This is a genomic window from Moritella sp. 36 (genome assembly GCF_018219415.1).
Taxonomy (GTDB): Bacteria; Pseudomonadota; Gammaproteobacteria; order Enterobacterales; family Moritellaceae; genus Moritella.
Genome location: NZ_CP056120.1, coordinates 4,948,208 through 4,967,332, shown reverse-complemented (window position 1 = coordinate 4,967,332; position 19,125 = coordinate 4,948,208). Strand labels below are relative to the sequence as shown.

General features: G+C 40.3%; 19 protein-coding genes. 13 read left to right on the top strand and 6 right to left on the bottom strand.

Translation table 11 applies throughout. The features are described from left to right. Positions 1-8: 8 nt before the first annotated feature. The 9 genes from HWV03_RS22205 to hemB all read left to right on the top strand — a co-directional run bounded on the left by HWV03_RS22205 (position 9) and on the right by hemB (position 7,794). Positions 9-620: a ubiquinone biosynthesis accessory factor UbiJ gene (locus HWV03_RS22205; protein WP_211673506.1), complete on the top strand. Its 612-nt coding sequence runs from the start codon at positions 9-11 to the stop codon at positions 618-620. After that, positions 621-2,261 carry a ubiquinone biosynthesis regulatory protein kinase UbiB gene (ubiB, locus tag HWV03_RS22200; RefSeq protein WP_211677953.1) on the top strand — a complete coding sequence of 547 codons (1,641 nt, stop codon included), beginning with the start codon at positions 621-623 and terminating at the stop codon, positions 2,259-2,261. It abuts the gene before it with no gap. A gap of 131 nt (positions 2,262-2,392) precedes the next feature. Further along, on the top strand, positions 2,393-2,629 hold the full coding sequence (gene tatA / locus HWV03_RS22195) for a twin-arginine translocase TatA/TatE family subunit (RefSeq protein WP_211677952.1): 237 nt from the start codon (positions 2,393-2,395) through the stop codon (positions 2,627-2,629). Between the two features lie 3 nt (positions 2,630-2,632). Next, positions 2,633-3,010 (top strand): Sec-independent protein translocase protein TatB, encoded by a 378-nt coding sequence (tatB, locus tag HWV03_RS22190; RefSeq protein WP_211677951.1) that lies wholly within the window; start codon positions 2,633-2,635, stop codon positions 3,008-3,010. Continuing rightward, on the top strand, positions 3,011-3,766 hold the full coding sequence (tatC, locus tag HWV03_RS22185; protein ID WP_211673503.1) for a twin-arginine translocase subunit TatC: 756 nt from the start codon (positions 3,011-3,013) through the stop codon (positions 3,764-3,766). Next, positions 3,744-4,547, top strand: coding sequence for a TatD family hydrolase (locus HWV03_RS22180; RefSeq protein ID WP_211677950.1), 804 nt, complete (start codon positions 3,744-3,746; stop codon positions 4,545-4,547). Before tatC ends, HWV03_RS22180 begins: the two co-directional genes overlap by 23 nt. 118 nt (positions 4,548-4,665) lie before the next feature. Next, complete coding sequence (locus tag HWV03_RS22175) at positions 4,666-6,114, top strand: coniferyl aldehyde dehydrogenase (protein WP_211677949.1); 1,449 nt, start codon at positions 4,666-4,668, stop codon at positions 6,112-6,114. 1 nt (position 6,115) lies between these two features. Further along, positions 6,116-6,706, top strand: a complete 591-nt coding sequence (locus tag HWV03_RS22170; RefSeq protein ID WP_211677948.1) for a TetR/AcrR family transcriptional regulator — start codon at positions 6,116-6,118, stop codon at positions 6,704-6,706. 71 nt (positions 6,707-6,777) lie between these two features. After that, positions 6,778-7,794: a porphobilinogen synthase gene (hemB, locus tag HWV03_RS22165; protein ID WP_211677947.1), complete on the top strand. Its 1,017-nt coding sequence runs from the start codon at positions 6,778-6,780 to the stop codon at positions 7,792-7,794. 62 nt (positions 7,795-7,856) lie between these two features. Here the strand turns inward: hemB and gppA are convergent, their stop codons facing one another. Next, positions 7,857-9,359 (bottom strand): guanosine-5'-triphosphate,3'-diphosphate diphosphatase, encoded by a 1,503-nt coding sequence (gene gppA / locus HWV03_RS22160; protein ID WP_211677946.1) that lies wholly within the window; start codon positions 9,357-9,359, stop codon positions 7,857-7,859. 33 nt (positions 9,360-9,392) lie between these two features. Continuing rightward, on the bottom strand, positions 9,393-10,688 hold the full coding sequence (gene rhlB, locus HWV03_RS22155) for an ATP-dependent RNA helicase RhlB (protein ID WP_211677945.1): 1,296 nt from the start codon (positions 10,686-10,688) through the stop codon (positions 9,393-9,395). A 109-nt stretch (positions 10,689-10,797) separates the two neighbouring features. On the opposite strand from rhlB, the gene trxA reads away from it, so the two are divergent. The 4 genes from trxA (at position 10,798) to fre (ending at position 14,988) form a co-directional block, all read left to right on the top strand. Further along, positions 10,798-11,124: a thioredoxin TrxA gene (gene trxA / locus HWV03_RS22150; protein ID WP_045108539.1), complete on the top strand. Its 327-nt coding sequence runs from the start codon at positions 10,798-10,800 to the stop codon at positions 11,122-11,124. A 273-nt stretch (positions 11,125-11,397) separates the two neighbouring features. Continuing rightward, entirely contained in the window at positions 11,398-12,663 is a 1,266-nt protein-coding gene (rho, locus tag HWV03_RS22145) for a transcription termination factor Rho (RefSeq protein ID WP_211677944.1), read from the top strand. A 107-nt stretch (positions 12,664-12,770) separates the two neighbouring features. Beyond that, positions 12,771-14,237, top strand: a complete 1,467-nt coding sequence (gene ubiD / locus HWV03_RS22140; protein ID WP_211677943.1) for a 4-hydroxy-3-polyprenylbenzoate decarboxylase — start codon at positions 12,771-12,773, stop codon at positions 14,235-14,237. A gap of 61 nt (positions 14,238-14,298) precedes the next feature. After that, positions 14,299-14,988: an NAD(P)H-flavin reductase gene (gene fre / locus HWV03_RS22135; RefSeq protein ID WP_211677942.1), complete on the top strand. Its 690-nt coding sequence runs from the start codon at positions 14,299-14,301 to the stop codon at positions 14,986-14,988. Between the two features lie 96 nt (positions 14,989-15,084). Here fre and HWV03_RS22130 read toward each other — a convergent pair whose 3' ends face one another. The 4 genes from HWV03_RS22130 to hemC are packed head-to-tail and all read right to left on the bottom strand — an operon-like array spanning position 15,085 to position 19,115. Further along, positions 15,085-16,257: a heme biosynthesis HemY N-terminal domain-containing protein gene (locus HWV03_RS22130; RefSeq protein ID WP_211677941.1), complete on the bottom strand. Its 1,173-nt coding sequence runs from the start codon at positions 16,255-16,257 to the stop codon at positions 15,085-15,087. A 15-nt stretch (positions 16,258-16,272) separates the two neighbouring features. After that, the gene (locus HWV03_RS22125; protein WP_211677940.1) at positions 16,273-17,412 is read right to left on the bottom strand and encodes a uroporphyrinogen-III C-methyltransferase; all 1,140 of its coding nucleotides are present in this window, start codon (positions 17,410-17,412) and stop codon (positions 16,273-16,275) included. Next, entirely contained in the window at positions 17,413-18,180 is a 768-nt protein-coding gene (locus HWV03_RS22120; protein ID WP_211673491.1) for a uroporphyrinogen-III synthase, read from the bottom strand. After that, on the bottom strand, positions 18,177-19,115 hold the full coding sequence (gene hemC / locus HWV03_RS22115) for a hydroxymethylbilane synthase (RefSeq protein WP_211677939.1): 939 nt from the start codon (positions 19,113-19,115) through the stop codon (positions 18,177-18,179). The genes HWV03_RS22120 and hemC overlap by 4 nt, the downstream gene beginning before the upstream one ends. Positions 19,116-19,125: the final 10 nt, after the last annotated feature.

Here is a 19,125-nt window from a genome sequence, read left to right as displayed (position 1 = left end):
GAATACTCATGCCAATCGAAATGCTAGTTACTGCGGGAATTGAAACATTATTGAATCAATTATTAAAAGCAGATACAAATGCAGTAGATAAGATCGCGTCGCTAAAAGGTAAAGTGCTACAGGTAAATATTGCAGAACTACCAAAGCCACTTTATTTTATTTTTTCATCTCAGGTTGATGTGTTAGCCAAGTATGATGGAAATGCAGACTGCTGTATGGATATAAAGTTATCGAGTCTTTCTCGATTACAAGATAGTTCACAATTCACTGCTCTGATTAAAGAGGGTGAATTAGATATGAGCGGTGATCCTATGGTAGCAAGCAAGTTTAGCATTATCTTAAAAGAATTAGATATTGATTGGGAAGAGCATTTATCTCGTTACACAGGAGATGTTGCTGCACATAAGCTACTACAAGGTGCAAAATCGAGCCAAGCTTGGCTGCAAAACAACATGATGATCGCACGGAATAATGTAGCTGAATATTTAATTGAAGAAATACGTTTAGCTCCAGGCGCTTTAGAAATTGTTAATTTTTGTGATGAAGTAAATGAGTTAGAACAGCAATGTAAGCAGATTGAAATGCGTTTGGCATTATTGTCACGTAAGGAAGATGTATAAATGACATTGGTTGAGCTAAAGCGTTTTTATCATATCCAAAAAGTTGTTTTGGAATATGGCATTGATGAATTGTTACCTGCACAATTGCAGCCGTTATCAGCACGATTATTCAGAAAATCTATTTTTTGGATCAAAAATAAACATGCAGAAAAGTCACCTGCAGAACGTATCAAATTAGCATTACAGAAACTTGGCCCTGTTTTTATCAAATTTGGTCAGATGTTATCAACGCGTCGTGATTTATTACCACAAGAGTTTGCTGAGCAATTGGCTATGTTGCAAGATCAGGTGCCACCATTTGATAGTCAATTAGCAATGCAGCAGATCGAATCTGCGCTTGGTCAGCCAATTGATGACGTATTTGATGACTTTGATCCGATGCCTTTAGCATCTGCATCTATTGCACAAGTGCATACAGCGAAGTTAAAGAGCAACGGCGAAGAAGTTGTTATTAAAATAATTCGACCTGATATCGAACCGATTATTCGCGCCGATACTCAGTTGATGAAACGTCTGTCGAGAGTATTACTGAAGTTAGTCCCCGAGGCTAGGCGCTTAAGACCACTCGAAGTAGTTCTTGATTATGAAAAAACGATTCTTGATGAATTGAATTTAGAGCGTGAAGCGGCGAATGCAATCCAATTACGTCGTAATTTTCTTGATTCTAAAGAGTTGTATGTACCAGAGATATACCCAGATTACAGTCATAAAAATATGATTGTAATGGAGCGTATTTACGGTATTCCTGTATCCGATATTGCTGCGTTAGAGGCACAGGGCACCAATATGAAACTCTTGGCTGAGCGAGGTGTTGAAACCTTCTTTACCCAAGTTTTTCGTGATAGTTTTTTTCATGCCGATATGCATCCCGGTAATGTGTTTGTTTCTTATGAAACACCTGAAGATCCTCGTTGGATTGGTATTGATTGTGGGATTGTTGGTACCTTAAATCGTGACGACAAGCGTTACTTAGCGGAGAATCTGTTAGCCTTTTTCCATCGCGATTATCGTAAAGTCGCAGAGTTACACGTTGATTCTGGTTGGGTGCCATCCTATGTTGATGTTAATGATTTTGAATTTGCGATCCGTACTGTGTGTGATCCCATTTTTGAAAAGCCATTAGCCGAAATTTCTTTTGGTCATGTACTGGTTAATCTATTTGCTACTGCACGTAAGTTTGATATGACAGTACAACCGCAATTAGTATTATTGCAAAAGACATTATTGTACATTGAGGGATTAGGTCGTCAGCTCTATCCTCAACTAGACTTATGGGATACGGCTAAGCCATTTCTTGAAAATTGGGTCAAAGAACAGATGGGGCCACAAGCGGTCTTTTCTGCAGTAAAACAACGTGCGCCGTTTTGGGCTGAAAAGTTACCAGAATTGCCTGAACTGGTGTTTGATACACTCACGAAAGCGACTAAGCAGCAAGCTAAATTAGATACACTGTTTACCCAAGCAGAGCGTTTTACTCAGCAGCAAGCGTACGCAAACAAAGGTCGTTATTTATTGAGCTGTGGTGGTGTACTTATGATTTGTGCGGCGATCGTGTACAATCCTGATACCACTTCGCTAGCCATTACGTTAGCCAGTATCGGCTCAGGGCTATTAATAGTCGGCTGGTTTAAGCTTAAGTAGTTGGTACAACAAAGTGAGCTAAGCGAAAAAAATTTATCGTAGATCAGAGAGTAGTAAATATGTAGCTTATATACTGTATACTGATCGACGTTAATAATGACGTATTCAATTATATAAAATAAGGTTTTATCATGGGCGGAATTAGTGTTACTCAGTTAATTATCATTGCTGTAATTATTCTTTTATTGTTTGGAACGAAGAAGTTACGTAATGTTGGTGGTGATCTAGGTGCGGCAGTTAAAGGCTTCAAAAAAGCCATGAGTGACGAACCTAAAGATACGAAAGAAGACAATAAAGTATTAGAAGAAACTACTGCAACAAAAACAGACGTAACCAAAGAAACAAAAAAAGATAAAGAACAGGCATAATTTATGTTTGATATCGGATTTTGGGAAATTGTGGTTATTTCAGTGCTGGGCCTATTAGTATTAGGGCCAGAGCGTTTACCTGTCGCTATCAGAACTGTGAGCTCTTGGGTGAAAACCATCAAGGGTGCCGCCAATTCTGTAAAAGAGGAATTGTCACATGAATTGAAAATTCAAGAAATGCATGACAATTTGAAAAAAGCGGAGCAGCAAGGGATGAATAATATCAGTCCTGATTTGCAAAGCTCTATCGACTCTTTACGTGATGCTGCAGCGTCGGTGACGCGTCCTTATGCGGATGATAAATCGACGTCAACATCTACGCCGAGTGTTGACCAAGCACCTAAAGTAGCAGAGCAGGTAATTGAACAGGATAAAAAATAAATGGCAGCAGATCCAAATACTCAGCCTTTGATTGCCCATTTAATCGAACTGAGAGATAGGTTATTGCGTGCGAGTGCCGCAATTATCTTAGTTTTTATTTCATTAGTGTATTTTGCTAATGATATTTATCAGTTGATATCAGCGCCACTGATTGCGCAATTACCCGCTGGTACAAGTATGATTGCAACAGATGTCGCAACACCATTTTTTACTCCAATAAAGTTAACACTGGTTGCTTCTTCATTTATTGCTATCCCTTGGGTTTTGTATCAAGTTTGGGCTTTTATCGCGCCAGGTTTATATAAGCACGAGAAGAAGTTGATCGCGCCATTGGTAATAAGTAGTGCTTTACTCTTTTATCTTGGTATTGCTTTTTCTTATTTCGTTGTGTTTCCTTTAGCATTCGAGTTCTTTGCGGCGGCTTCGCCGGAAGGGGTAACATTTGCGCCTGATATTAGTAGCTATCTTGATTTTGTGTTGAAGATATTTTTTGCGTTTGGTCTCGCATTTGAGATCCCCATTGCCACATTAGTATTATGTTGGACTGGCGCAACTACGCCTGAAAATTTACGTCAAAAACGACCTTATATTGTCGTTGCTGCATTTATCATGGGGATGTTATTAACACCGCCAGATATTATTTCACAAACATTATTAGCGATACCTATGTTGCTATTGTTTGAGTTAGGTTTATTATTTTCTCGTTTTTACGTTAAACAGGACGAGACAAAAGATGAAGAAGCAGGAACTGATTGATATAGGCGTTAATTTAACAAACGCTGCTTTTCACAAAGATTTACCTGATGTTATTGAACGCGCCTCTGCCCAAGGGGTGCGTCGTTTAATTGTTACTGGCACGGATATCGCCGAAAGCCAGCTAGCTTATCAACTTACTCAAGATTACCCACTGCAACTTTATTCAACAGCAGGCATTCACCCGCACGATGCTCGACATGCTACAGATGATAGCTGGCAGCAAATTAAAGCCCTTGCTCAATATGACAGTGTCGTCGCTATTGGTGAATGTGGTTTGGACTTCAACCGTGATTTTTCTCCTCGCCCGATGCAAGAAGCCGCGTTTGCAAAGCAGTTAGAGCTTGCTGCCGAATTAAATATGCCAGTTTTCATGCATGAACGCGATGCTAACGAACGTTTTATCGCAATCTTGAAAGACTATCGTTCAGCGTTACCCGCAGCTGTACTGCACTGTTTTACTGGTTCTGCGAGTGATTTGGCTGCGTGCCTAGAATTAGATTTACATATTGGTGTTACTGGCTGGATCTGTGATGAACGTCGTGGGTCGGAATTATACCAGTTGGTGCGAGATATCCCAGCTGATCGGTTAATGTTAGAAACGGATGCGCCGTATTTATTACCGCGAAATCTAAAACCAAAGCCTAAATCACGTCGTAATGAACCTTGCTATCTACCGCATGTTGCACAAACGATTGCTACCGCGCGTAATGAGGATGTTGAGCTATTATTGCGTCGCAGTTTACAGGTGACTGAACAGTTCTTTAGGTTACCTAAGCTGTGACCACTATCACTTTATATTGCTTAGTTAATACTTCCTGTATCGAAGACTAGACAAAACCGACTAACCAGTCTATTTTGATTGACTAACTAGTCGGTTTTTATATTGAGGCATGAAAATTATGAGTGTAGCGACAATCAGAACGAATGATAGCGATAGTATCGATGATATTGTAGAAATGGAACAGATCTTTGCAACGCAAAAAGAAGCTTATTTAACCCAACCTGAATGGGATATGGTTGAGCGTAAGAAACGCTTAATATTATTTAAAGCCGCTTTCTTGGCAAACAAAGAAGCATTAGTGACGGCTGTTTCAGAAGATTATGGTCACCGTTCTCGTCACGATACTTTGTATGCTGATATTTTACCTACAACGGCACAATTTAATTATACTTTGGCGCGTTTAGCTAAGTGGATGAAGCCGACGCGACGTAGCCCCGGTTTGTTGTTAGCTCCAGCAAGTGTGACAGTTCATTATCAACCTGTTGGGGTCGTTGGTATTGTCGTACCTTGGAACTTCCCGATTAATCTTGCCGTTATGCCTCTGATTACCAGTATTGCAGCTGGTAATCGTGCGATGCTTAAAATGTCGGAATTCACTCCGAAAACTAATCAAGTACTAAAGCAGATCATTACTTCAGTATTTGATAGTAAAGATGTTTGTATTGTTGAAGGTGAAATGGCCTTGTCTGCAGCGTTTACTAAGCTGCCTTTTGATCACTTATTATTTACAGGTTCGACTGTTGTAGGTAAGCATGTAATGCGTGCTGCTGCGGATAACCTAACGCCAGTGACGCTTGAACTTGGTGGTAAATCACCTGTGGTGGTTGCCCCTGATATTGATATTAAAATGGCGGTTAATCGTATTTTGTTAGGAAAAAGCCTGAATGCTGGCCAGATCTGCATTGCACCTGATTATATTCTTTGCCCGCGTGCAAAAGTTATGGAGTTTGTTAAAGAATATCGTAATGAGTTTAATCGTCGTTACCCTACTGCAATGCAAAATGATGATTATACTAATATTGTTGATGCTCGCCAGTATGCTCGTCTTAAATCATGGCTAGAAGATGCACAGCAAAAGGGGGCTAAGGTTGAAACAATGCAAGATGGTTGCAGTCTTGATGATCAAAGACACCGTATGTTACCGCATTTATTGTTAGATGTGAGTGACGATATGCAGCTAATGCAGGATGAAATATTTGGTCCATTGTTACCTATTTTACCTTATGATTCGATTGATGATGCGATCCGATATATTAAAGCGCGTCCACACCCATTAGCGTTATATATCATGAGTTTTGATAGTTATACTCAGAAAAAAATTATACGTGAGACGATTTCCGGTGGTGTCGCGATCAATGATACAATCATGCACTTTGCTGCTGACGATGCCCCATTTGGTGGTGTTGGCCCATCAGGTATGGGACAGTACCATGGTATCGAAGGGTTCCGTACTTTTTCAAAATCAAAAACAATATTGAAACAAGGTAAATTCCATTCTACGCGCTTTATTTATGCACCGTATGGGAGTTTGATACAAAAAATCATTTTGAAATTTTTCTTGAGATAATATGACTAAATCTAAAAAAACACTGATCTTGGATGCCGCGTTAGCGTTGTTCACGGTCAATGGTTTTCATGGTACGACGACGGCGGCGATTGCACGTGAAGCAAAAGTTGCAACGGGAACCTTGTTTCATCACTTTGCCACGAAAGAAGCATTAATCGAAGCCTTGTATCTTGAGGTTAAAAAAGAATTTGCTCAGGCTTTATTGCAGCCGAATGATCATAATGCAGAATCTCGATTAACTGATATCTGGGTTAACGGTGTTCACTGGCTAGTTAATCACCCACAAAAAATGGCGTTTATCCTACTTTGTAGCCATTCTTTGTATTTTGATAAAAAGATCCAACTGGCTATTTGGGAAGAGGTATTAGGCTTCTTTACGCAATTACTTAATACGGGTATTCATAACGGTATAATTAAAGACTTACCGATACCATACCTTTTAACGACATGTGAGAGTTTCTTACTATCAACTGCGACTTATGTGTATGCGCTACCTGAGATAGATCAAAAGGCTGCTATTAATTCGTCAATTAATGTAATTGTTGATGCTATTTCAGTACAAGGTGCTGATATTCATTTACTCACGCGGTAAGATGACTATCTAGCCAAGTACAAAGCGTACTTGGTTTCCCAATTCGCATTCCTACCTCGCAAGGAGATATCGTGAGTAAAACTATTCTAGGTGGCTTCCCAAACCGTCGCCCTCGTCGTAATCGTAAAAATGATTTTTCTCGTCGTTTAGTTGCTGAGCATCAATTAACAGTTAATGATCTTATCTACCCTATGTTTGTACTTGAAGGTACAGGTCGTCGTGAAGCGATCGCATCAATGCCGGGTGTTGAGCGCTTATCGATTGATTTGTTACTCGAAGAGGCGGCAGAATTGGTTGCGTTAGGCATTCCGATGATTGCTATCTTCCCGGTTACCCCATTAGAACAAAAAAGCTTACTTGCAGAAGAAGCGTATAACGCTGATGGCTTAGCACAGAAAGCAGTGCGTGCATTAAAATCATCATTTCCAGACCTCGGTGTGATGACTGATGTGGCATTGGACCCGTTCACCACACATGGCCAAGACGGTATCATTGATGACTCGGGTTATATTCTTAACGATATTACCACTGAGATCTTAGTTAAACAGGCGCTTTCTCATGCTGCTGCAGGTGCTGATATTGTTGCCCCTTCAGATATGATGGATGGTCGTATTGGCGCTATCCGCATCGCACTAGAAGAAGCGGGTCATGTGAATACGCAAATTATGGCTTACTCTGCAAAATATGCATCTAATTATTATGGACCTTTCCGTGATGCGGTGGGTTCGGCGAGTAATCTAAAAGGCGGCAGTAAGGTTACTTACCAAATGGATCCGGCAAACTCGGATGAAGCGTTACATGAAGTGGCGATGGACATCGAGGAAGGTGCTGATATGGTGATGGTGAAGCCTGGTATGCCTTATCTGGATATTGTACGTCGTGTTAAAGATGAATTTGGCGTACCAACATTTGCTTATCAAGTGAGTGGCGAGTATGCAATGCACATGGCTGCGATTCAAAATGGTTGGTTGAAAGAACAAGAATGTGTTCTAGAATCATTATTATGCTTTAAGCGTGCTGGTGCTGACGGTATTCTGACATATTTTGCAAAGCGTGTAGCGATATGGCTTAAAGAAAATAACGCGTAATTTATTTTACGGCAATAAAAAACCGAGTCTCATACTCGGTTTTTTTACTTTCTAATTATCTATTACTTTTCTTGAACTTCTAACACTAAATTATGCTTAGCTTGTAATTCTAACTCTGATGCTAATGCGGCTGCGCGTAATGGATGCTGCGCTAACCATTGTGTTGGCAAGGTAATTGTTAATGTATTTCCTTCAGCAAGAGTGAGTGAAAACTCTGGGATTGTACCATCAGTACGTCGTAAGGCTAGCGTGTATGATACTCTTAAAATACGACAAAGTAGTAACGCACTTGCGTAACTGATTGCTGATTGTTGTGCTAACAAAGATAAATTTAATTCATCACGTTGGTTAATCAATAACACCGAAAGTAATTGCTTCTGGGCTTTAGTAAAACCAAGCATATCTGTGTTATCGATTATATAGGCCGCGTGTTGTGGTGCTTTCTTATAATCAATCGATAAGCCGATCTCATGTAAAGAACTGACATAAGCAAGTAAAGGTCCTGCTTGGGTATCGTCTTCTGAAATCGTCACCTTTAGTTGGTCAAATGCTTTTAATGCTGTACTTTTAACCCGTTCAGCTTGCCCCAGATCCAGTTGATGCTTTACCATCAAGCTATTTACCGTTTGTTGACGTACATTGTGACTTGCACGCAGTCCGGTCATTTCGTAAATAACGGCTTCTCTTAACGCACCGCCAGCTAAAAACATATTATTGATTTCTAGACTTTCAAATAGCGCGGTAAGAATAGCCAAGCCGCTTGTGAATACTGGTTTTCTATCTGTTGTTAAGCCATTGATATTCAAGTTTTCAATATCACCACAGGCAATCGCTTGCTGCTGAATACAGTGTAATTTCGCTAGTGTTATCTGCTCGTTCTCACCTTGCGCGACCATAATTTCTTGTAACGCTTGGATTGTACCTGAAGCACCGATACACGTATTCCACCCAATGGTTAAATACTTTTCTAGCTGAGGGGTCAAGACCGCTTTTGCTGCATTAATTGCTTGCGTAAAGTTGTGCTGATTGAGTTTACCATCAGAAAAATAATTATTTAACCAAGTAACACAACCCATCTTAAAGCTATAAAGTAGCTTTGCTTGTGCTTGTTCACCAATAATGAGTTCAGTACTTGCGCCACCGATATCGACCACTAAACGATTGCCTTGGCCACTGCTGGTATAGGCAACGCCTTTGTAGATAAGTGCAGCTTCTTGTTCACCGGAAATAATGTTTACCGGATGTGCCAATATTTTTTCTGCCGTAGCAAGAAATACAGCTACATTTTTTGCTAAGCGCAATGTAGCTGTACCAACAATCCGAATGTTCTCGGCAGGAATGTCTTGTAGCTGCTCAGCAAACAAACTTAAACAATCCCAACCGCGCAGAAGTGCTGCTTGGTTGAGGTTATTTTCTGCATCAAGGCCAGCAGCAAGTCTTACTTTACGCTTCACTTTAGCAACAGTTTGTAGGCTATTGTTAACTTCACGAACGACCAGCATATGAAAGCTGTTTGAACCGAGGTCAATTACGGCATATAAATTTGACGAACTTTTTTTACTCACACTAATCACTTTATCTATAAACAAACTATTTAATTAATGGGTTTTGTTATGCGTATTATGCTGACGTTGGCCAGTACGACGCGTTTTGTTACGATCATTCATTGATCTTGAATTACCTGGACGAGCACGTTTAGTGTGGATCGGTCGTGGTAAGTCAGTTAATAATGCGGCTTTATCGTAATGACAAACAGGGATCGTATGTTCAATGTATTCTTCAATCGCGGGTAAATTATAAATATATTTTTCACAAGCGAAACTAATTGAATGACCTTTTGCACCAGCACGACCGGTACGGCCAATACGGTGTACGTAATCACCACAATTATCGGGTAAATCGTAGTTAAATACATGACTTACAGCTGGAATGTGTAGACCACGTGCTGCAACGTCCGTCGCGACAAGAATGTCTAATTTACCTTGAGTGAATTGTTCTAGAATACTATTACGTTTTTTCTGAGGAATATCACCCGTTAATAAACCTACGCGATGTTTATCTGCTGCCAAGTGGCCCCAGATATCCTCACATTTATGCTTAGTATTGGCAAATACAATGGCACGTTCTGGCCATTCTTCTTCAATTAACGTTTGTAATAAAGCCATTTTGTCATCATTTGACGGGTGGAATAGCTCTTGAGTAATACTGCTGCCTGTTACTTTTTCTGCTTCTACAGTAACTTCTTCTGGTTCGTTCATGTGCTGATAAGCTAATTCACGAATATCCCAAGTAAAGGTCGCAGAAAACAGTAAGTTTAGACGCTGTTTTGGTTCAGGCATTTTACGCATTAAATAGCGAATATCTTTAATGAAGCCTTGATCTAGCATACGATCTGCTTCATCTAATACTAATGCTTCAACACCCGATAAATCCATTGCTCTTTGTTTTTCAAAATCAATGATACGACCAACAGTACCAATGATGATATCTACACCTTTTTCAAGGTTTTCACGTTGAATATCGTAGCTCTCACCACCATAAACCAAGCCCATTTTAAGGCCTGTTTCTTTGGCTATTGGTAACGCATCTTTATGAATTTGAATTGCAAGTTCGCGTGTTGGCGCTAAAATAATAGCGCGAGGCTTATTTTTTGGACGATCTTCGACTGGTTTGGTTTTCAATAAATGATGAAAAATAGCGGCCAAAAATGCGATAGTTTTGCCTGTACCAGTCTGTGCTTGACCAGCTACATCTTTACCTTGGATGGCAAATGGCAAGCTAAGCGCTTGAATTGGTGTACAATATTCGAAGCCTGAAGCTTCTAACCCAGAAAGTACGTCGGCATTAAGGCCAAACTGGGAGAACTTATGTTCTGTAAGATGTTTTTTGCTCATTTATTTAGCATATCAGGTTAAGCTTGCATTAAGAACTTAAATCTATTGAAATAGGGCAATGAGTGCCACATATATGTAGTAACAAAATTATTTTTTATTGGAGTTATAAATGAGCGACAAAATTATTCAGCTAACTGATGCTGCTTTCGATATGGATGTGTTAAATTCAGAATTACCTGTACTCGTTGATTTCTGGGCTGAGTGGTGTGGACCTTGCAAAATGATCGCACCGATCTTAAGCGAAGTTGCTGAAGAGTACGCAGGTAAAGTAACTATCGGTAAATTAAATATCGATCAAAATTCAGGTACGCCACCTAAATTTGGTATCCGTGGTATCCCGACTTTATTGTTATTTAAAAACGGTGCTGTTGCGGCAACTAAAGTTGGCGCATTATCAAAAGCGCAACTTCAAAGTTTTCTAGACGAAAACTTGTAGTATGTAAAATACTGACGAGATTTTGTTTTTTAATCTCGCCAGTATGCTATTATTCAGTGGACGAATAAAATTATAAATGCTAATTTCATTGTTCGTTTATTGTTCTACGTGCCGAATCAGGTATCATAATCAATGATCCAATCATTGATTTAATAACTCAAATTATCGATTCATTACTTAGTTAATGGCTCACACACTCGATCATTGATTCAAATACTTATCCTTGGTTGACATTCCGTTACGCAAAGGTTGCATAAGCTCGAACTCATCATTATGAATTTAACCGAATTAAAAAACACACCAGTTTCTGAACTTGTAAAACTGGGCGAATCTATGGGTCTAGAAAATCTGGCTCGCTTAAGAAAACAAGACATCATTTTTTCTATCTTAAAAGCTCACGCAAAAAGCGGCGAAGACATTTTTGGTAATGGTGTTTTAGAGATTTTGCAGGATGGCTTTGGTTTCTTGCGTTCAGCAGACAGCTCTTATCTTGCCGGTCCTGATGATATTTATGTCTCGCCAAGTCAGATCCGTCGCTTTAACTTGCGAACGGGTGATACCGTTGGTGGTAAAATCCGCCCGCCAAAAGATGGCGAACGATATTTTGCCTTGTTAAAGATTGACCAAGTTAACTTTGACCGTCCTGAAAACTCTCGTAATAAAATCCTCTTTGAAAACCTTACTCCAATCCATCCAAATGAACGTCTTCGTTTAGAACGTGGTAATGGCAGTACCGAAGATATCACTGCGCGTATTCTTGATTTAAGTGCACCGATTGGTAAAGGTCAGCGTGGTTTAATTGTGGCACCACCGAAAGCTGGTAAAACAATGCTATTACAAAACATTGCCTCTTCGATTGCGTTAAATCATCCTGACGCGACATTGATGGTTCTGCTTATCGATGAACGTCCGGAAGAAGTAACAGAGATGCAGCGTTTGGTTCGTGGTGAAGTAATTGCTTCAACATTTGATGAACCTGCTAACCGACATGTACAAGTTGCGGAAATGATGATCGAAAAAGCGAAACGTCTTGTCGAGCACAAGAAAGACGTGATCATCCTACTTGATTCTGTAACGCGTCTAGCACGTGCTTACAATACGGTAACGCCATCATCAGGTAAGATCTTATCTGGTGGTGTTGATGCTAATGCCTTACATCGTCCAAAACGTTTCTTCGGCGCAGCTCGTAACGTTGAAGAAGGTGGTTCTTTAACTATCATCGCAACAGCATTGATTGATACTGGTTCGAAAATGGACGAAGTAATTTACGAAGAATTTAAAGGTACTGGTAACCAAGAGTTACACCTTAATCGTAAAATTGCAGAACGTCGTGTTTATCCTGCGATTGACTTTACTCGTTCAGGTACGCGTCGTGAAGAACTGTTAGCAGATAAAGCTGAGCTACAGAAAATGTGGATCCTACGTAAAATCGTGCACCCAATGGGTGAGATTGATGCGATGGAATTCCTGATTGATAAACTGGCTATGACGAAAACGAATGATCAATTCTTCGAAGCAATGAAGAAGCAAAAATCATAATCGCTTAAGTTAACTGTCTGTGATTAATATTTAAAATAAACGCCATACATTTTGTTTTATAACAAGTGTGTGGCGTTTTTTTTTCAAAAAATAGCGTGGAATTGTTTATGAAATATAAAGATCTGAGAGACTTTATTGCCTTACTTGAAAGCAAAGGCGAATTAAAACGTATTCATCAAGAAATTGACCCGTATTTGGAAATGACGGAAATTTGCGATCGCACATTAAAAGCAGGCGGTCCGGCATTATTATTTGAAAATCCGAAAGGCCATACTATGCCGGTATTGGGGAACCTGTTTGGTACACCCGATCGTGTTGCTATGGGCATGGGTCGTGAAAGCGTCAGTGAACTGCGTGAAGTGGGTGAATGGTTATCTTATTTAAAAGAACCTGAGCCACCAAAAGGTTTTAAAGAGTTAATGGAAAAAGTACCGATATTTAAACAGGTACTGAATATGCCCACCAAAAGGCTGCGTAAAGCACCCTGCCAAGAAATAGTGTTAACAGGTGATGATGTTGATTTAAGTCAGATCCCTATTCAGCATTGCTGGCCTGGAGACGTTGCGCCATTAATTACTTGGGGTTTAACGATCACCCAAGGTCCTTATAAAAAACGTCAGAATTTAGGTATTTATCGTCAGCAAGTACTGAGTAAAAACAAATTAATTATGCGTTGGTTATCTCATCGTGGTGGTGCACTGGATTTTAAAGAATTCCAAGAACTAAACCCTGGTGAAAACTACCCTGTATCTGTGGCGCTAGGTGCTGATCCTGCGACAATTTTAGGTGCCGTAACGCCGGTTCCAGATACGTTATCTGAATATGCTTTTGCAGGTTTATTACGTGGTAGTCGTACTGAAGTAGTTAAATCAATTTCCAATGACCTTGAAGTGCCAGCAGGTGCTGAAATTATCTTAGAAGGTTATATCGCGCCGGGCGAGATGGCAGAGGAAGGTCCTTATGGTGATCATACTGGTTACTATAACGAGACTGATTCTTTTCCTGTATTTACGGTTACGCACATTACGATGCGTAAAGATGCTATTTATCATTCTACCTATACAGGCCGTCCTGCAGATGAACCTGCGGTATTGGGAGTAGCGTTGAATGAAGTCTTTGTGCCTATTTTACAAAAACAATATCCTGAAATTGTTGATTTTTATTTACCGCCAGAAGGTTGCTCTTATCGAATGGCTGTAGTGACAATTAAGAAACAATATCCAGGTCATGCAAAGCGCGTGATGCTGGGGGTATGGTCATTCCTACGTCAGTTCATGTATACCAAATTCGTGATCGTCTGTGATGATGATATTAATGCGCGTGATTGGAATGATGTGATTTGGGCAATTACGACCCGCATGGACCCAGCTCGCGATACGACAATGATTGAACATACACCAATTGATTATTTAGATTTTGCATCTCCGGTATCTGGGCTCGGCTCTAAAATGGGCATGGATGCAACCAATAAGTGGCCTGGCGAGACAGATCGCGAATGGGGCGAACCAATTGTGATGGATGAGAAGGTTAAGCAGCGAGTCGATGATTTATGGGACGAATTAGGGATTTTGTGATATAAATGAGTTAGATCATAAAAATTCGTGCTTGTCAGAGATTGAGATTGAAAGGGAATGTATGTTAAGAATTAAGTGTGAAGTGACGTTGTTAGAGTCGTATACAGATACTGTATTTAACGTGAAACTAAAGCCAGAGCAGAAGGTTGAGTTTCAGGCTGGACAATATCTAATGGTAGTTATGGCAGAAGACGACAAGCGCCCATTTTCTATTGCTTCAAACCCAAGTAATGATGATGTTTTAGAATTACACATTGGTGCATCAGAGCAAAATTCATATGCGATGCAAGTTGTGGAAAGACTAAAAACAGGTTCTGTGGAAGTTGAACTGCCAGGCGGTAATGCTGGTTTAAGAGAAGACTCAGATCGTCCTTTAGTATTGATTGCTGGCGGTACTGGTTTTTCTTATACTAAATCAATTTTAGAGCGTGCGGTAGAAGTTAACCAACGTCCTATTTCATTATATTGGGGTGCGCGTGAAGCATCGCATTTATATGCATTTTCGCTAGCACAAGAATTAGCTGACGCGCATCCACAGGTAACTTTCATTCCTGTTGTTGAAACGGCACCAGAGCAATGGTCTGGTAAAGTTGGCCAGGTGCATAAAGTCGTGATGGAAGATGTTGCTGATTTAGCCGCATGTGATGTTTATATTGCTGGTCGTTTTGAAATGGCTGGTGCAGCGCGTACTGACTTTGCACCGCTAGGTGTTAAAGAACATTTATATGGGGATGCATTTGAATTCATTTAATTGATAATGAATGTATTCGGATTAAAAAAGCCGTAACAGATGTTACGGCTTTTTATTATTTTAAATATCATACAGGCTTAGTTATGCACAACTAGATTAAGATTGTTGATGATAACTTAAGCTTTTTTTGTACGTCATATTTGCATCATTAACGAGACCTAATTTTTCGTAAGCGTGTGCTAGTGCACTATACGCAGAAGTAGACGGCGATTGACTGATACCTTGGCTTAACTCTTCTACAGCTTCGCTCCAACGACCTTCTTTTACCATTAACTGACCAATACATACCGCTAATAAACCTGAGCCTTCACGCGTGTTCTGCAGACGCTTAAGACGTTCGATGAGCGCATGGTAATCACCAAGATTTAATTTGGGTGTTAGGCTGATCAGTTCTGGATACAGTTCATTGCTTAATGCGTCCATCAGCAGTAGATAAGCTGACTGGTGGTCGTTACGTCCTATTAACAGGTTAACTGTTTCTGCTAGATAACGGCCATCATGTTTAAGTGCTTTTGGTAGTGAGCTCCAGGTATCAAGTAATCCAGTGCTACCTTGTTGTTTGGCTACTTCACCTAAATGTTGGAAATGACTATGCTTACGTAGTTCATCAGCTTCGGCTGAGGTAAGTAATTTTTGTTTTTGTAATGCTGGAATAAGCGTGAGTAATTGTCCCCATTCTTTTCTTTCAATACAGACAGCTTTAAACATCGTTAGCACTACCTTATGCTTTGGATGTTTATCATGTAACGCGGATAGTAATGCAAATGCTTGTTCAAATTGCTGCTGCTCAATTTGCAACTTAGCTTTTGTTATCTCGACCGCAAGGATATTTTTATCTGCATTCTTATGTGCTAATAATAAATACTCATCACGTTTTTTCTCGTTGCCAAGACCTTGTGCAGATTGCGCTGCGGCAAGGTAATTTAACACGGGTACTTGTGCTTTTTTGGCCGCTTTTAAAGTTAACGTTTCTGCTTTTTTAAAGTCGCCACTGGCTAATGCTAAAATGCCTTTTTCTGTTTGTATTTTAGCGCGAGCTTGATGATAGCGATTAAACCAACCTAGGCTGTGAGTCAGTTTATTGATTAATGCTTCAAACCCTAATAAAGTAAAGTAGAAAGCAATCACCATCACGACGGCACTACTGACGGTTGCATCGATGACGTAGTCGCCAGCTGCAATCATCACATAACCTTTATTGCCCATTAAATATGGGGCACCGATTGCACCTGCAAGAAGCAGCGCGATTAATACTATAAATCTGACCATTTTATCTGCCTCCGTTTATTTTGTGCTTGTGCTATTGGCTAATGCGTTGATTTTACGATCTCTGATGGTTGTCTGGATCAGTACTGCACTGTTTAGTTTTGCAGGGTATTTCGTTGTAATCGTTGCTTTGCTCAATGTATCAAGACTCGCCAGCATACTTTTTGCTGTGGGTTGATTTACATCGTAGTAACGCTTAATCCAAGTTTGTGCTGTTTTCAGTGCATGCTTAAATTTAGCTTGATCTTGACGATATATTGCGAGTTCTGCTTGTAACAATTGTGTTTTTAAATTTTCAGTTAAATACCAAGCTGCTTGTGGTGATAACAGGGCGTCAACTGAATTATCTTGGCGACGGATAGTGATAAAGTTATCGCTGAAAGACTGCCATGACTTGGTGAGATTCGCTTTCCAGTCTGAACTATTACTTGATAATGTACTGTCTGTTTTCACGATTTCAGGACGAGTAAGGCCTGCTAATACGAGATTATCCACTTGTTCTGCTTGAATCGCGAGTTTCAGTGCTAACCCATCATGATCAATACGGGGTAATTTAGTCAGTGTGGCAATATCTTGTTCAATCACTTTGCGTAATGGTAATAAGCTCGGATCATTTAATTGTGTTAAACGACGACTGGCAGATGATAATAAGGCTAAGCTGGTATCAATATCTTGTTCTAGGGCTATTTTTCGACCTGCGATACGAATTAAGTATTCAGCTTCTGCGAGCATCCATTCATTAGGATTACGCATTTTAAGGTTCGCTACCGCGAGTTGTACGGTTTCGAGTTGTGCCGCGGTTAGCTTTTCACTGTCTTGGATCTGGCTAAGCTGTTGCGTCGTTTTCTTTAATTGGCTGGCTACAGTTTCTTTGTCTTCGCTTAGCTGCTGACGTAATGATTGTTGTATGTCTTTTTGATCTTGCAACTGTGTTTGTAGTTTTGTTAACACTTGTTGCTGCAGTTGGTTGTGCTGATGGCTATGATAATAGAGACCTGCGCTAAGGCCTAGCGTTAATAGGATCGCCACCGCACCAGTGACAATACCCGCTTTACTTGCAGGTTTACCTTCCGTTGTAATCGTGTCTGATGAATCAACAATGCCTTTGTTGGTTGTTTTGGTATTGGCATTTTGACTGTTTTTTTTCTTGTCGGTCATTTAGCTTATTCCTATCTGCATATCCAATTGCTTAACAGCATTAAATAATGAATTATTTGATGCACCACTAGCAATGGTGACGTGTTCTATTCCTAACGCATGAGCAAGTGCTGCTATTCGTTGGCTAGGAACAATAAAGTGTAAGTTTAGCACCCAAGGTAACGCTGTGTAGGGTATCGTTTTTATTAGGTTACCCAGAATTTCACCGCTAGTGATAATAACACTATTAATGGCGAATTGTTGCCACTTATTAATCAACAACTCAGGTTCGTAGTAGGGGGAAGTACGTTGATAAACTTCACAATATGTCACGTTAGCCGAGCGTTTTATTAGATCTTCTGCCATCGTCTCTCGACCCCCATTACCGCGTAGAATAACAATGTTTTTGTGTTCTACGGCCGTATTAGTAAGTAGTTTTAACACCCCTTCGCTATCATGTGTTTGGGGTATTTTGGCGTGATTTATACCGTGTTTTTTCCAGCGCAGTGCTGTTGTTGGACCTACGGCTATGTAATTGATATGTTGTGGCCAGGTCTTATTTTCTTGTATTAAACTGCTATTAGCATAATTTACAGCATTATCGCTTATGGCAATAATATAGTCATCAGGCTGTAATTTTTCCAGTAATGAACTGACTTTATTAAATTGCTGTCCTGCGGATATATCGATAAACGGACAACATAAGGCAGCCCCATTAGCTGCCTCAATTTGACGAGCGAGTTGCTCGCCTTTAACGCGTGGGCGAGTGATTAGCGCCCTGATTTTCATGCGTCTGCGTTATTATAAACAGCCGCTAAAATTTCTTTTGCACCTTGTGCCAGTAATTTATCTGCAAGTGTTAGTCCCAGCTGGCGTGCATCTTTACGGTCACCACGGATTTCAGCGCGAATTACTTCAGTGCCGTCAGGTTTACCAACCAGTCCACGTAGCCATAATTCATCACCGTCGATTAGCGCGTAACTACCGATTGGTACCTGGCAACCACCTTCAAGCGCCAAGTTCATTGCACGTTCGGCAAGCACACGATCACTGGTTAGGGCATCATTTAATGGCGCTAATAATGCTTTTACACGTTCATCAGTAGTGCGACATTCAATGCCAACAGCACCTTGTCCTACTGCTGGTAGGCTTTGCTCTGGTTCAATGTAGCTGGCAATACGGTATTCCATATCCAGACGTTTTAATCCAGCGGCCGCTAAAATTATTGCATCATAATTTTTATTATCGAGCTTGTTTAAACGTGTATTTACGTTGCCACGTAGGTCCATAATTTTTAGATCTGGACGCGCTTCACTCAACTGGCATTGACGGCGTAAACTACATGTACCAACGATTGCACCTGGTGGTAGTTCTTCAATTTGACGGTAAGTATTTGAAACAAATGCATCACGTGGATCTTCACGTTTACAAATAACTTCTAAGCCTAAACCTTCTGGAAATGCAACTGGCACATCTTTCATGGAATGCACGGCGATATCGGCGCGATCTTCAAGCATTGCTATTTCTAGCTCTTTTACAAAAAGACCTTTACCACCCACTTTTGCTAAAGGCGTATCTAAAATGATGTCACCCTTGGTTACCATTGGGATTAATTCAACGGTAAGGTTTTGATGAATCGCTTCTAAACGTGCTTTTACATATTCAGCTTGCCACATTGCTAATGGGCTTTTACGGGTTGCAATTCTTAGAGTTTCAGTAGCCATTTTATTTCCA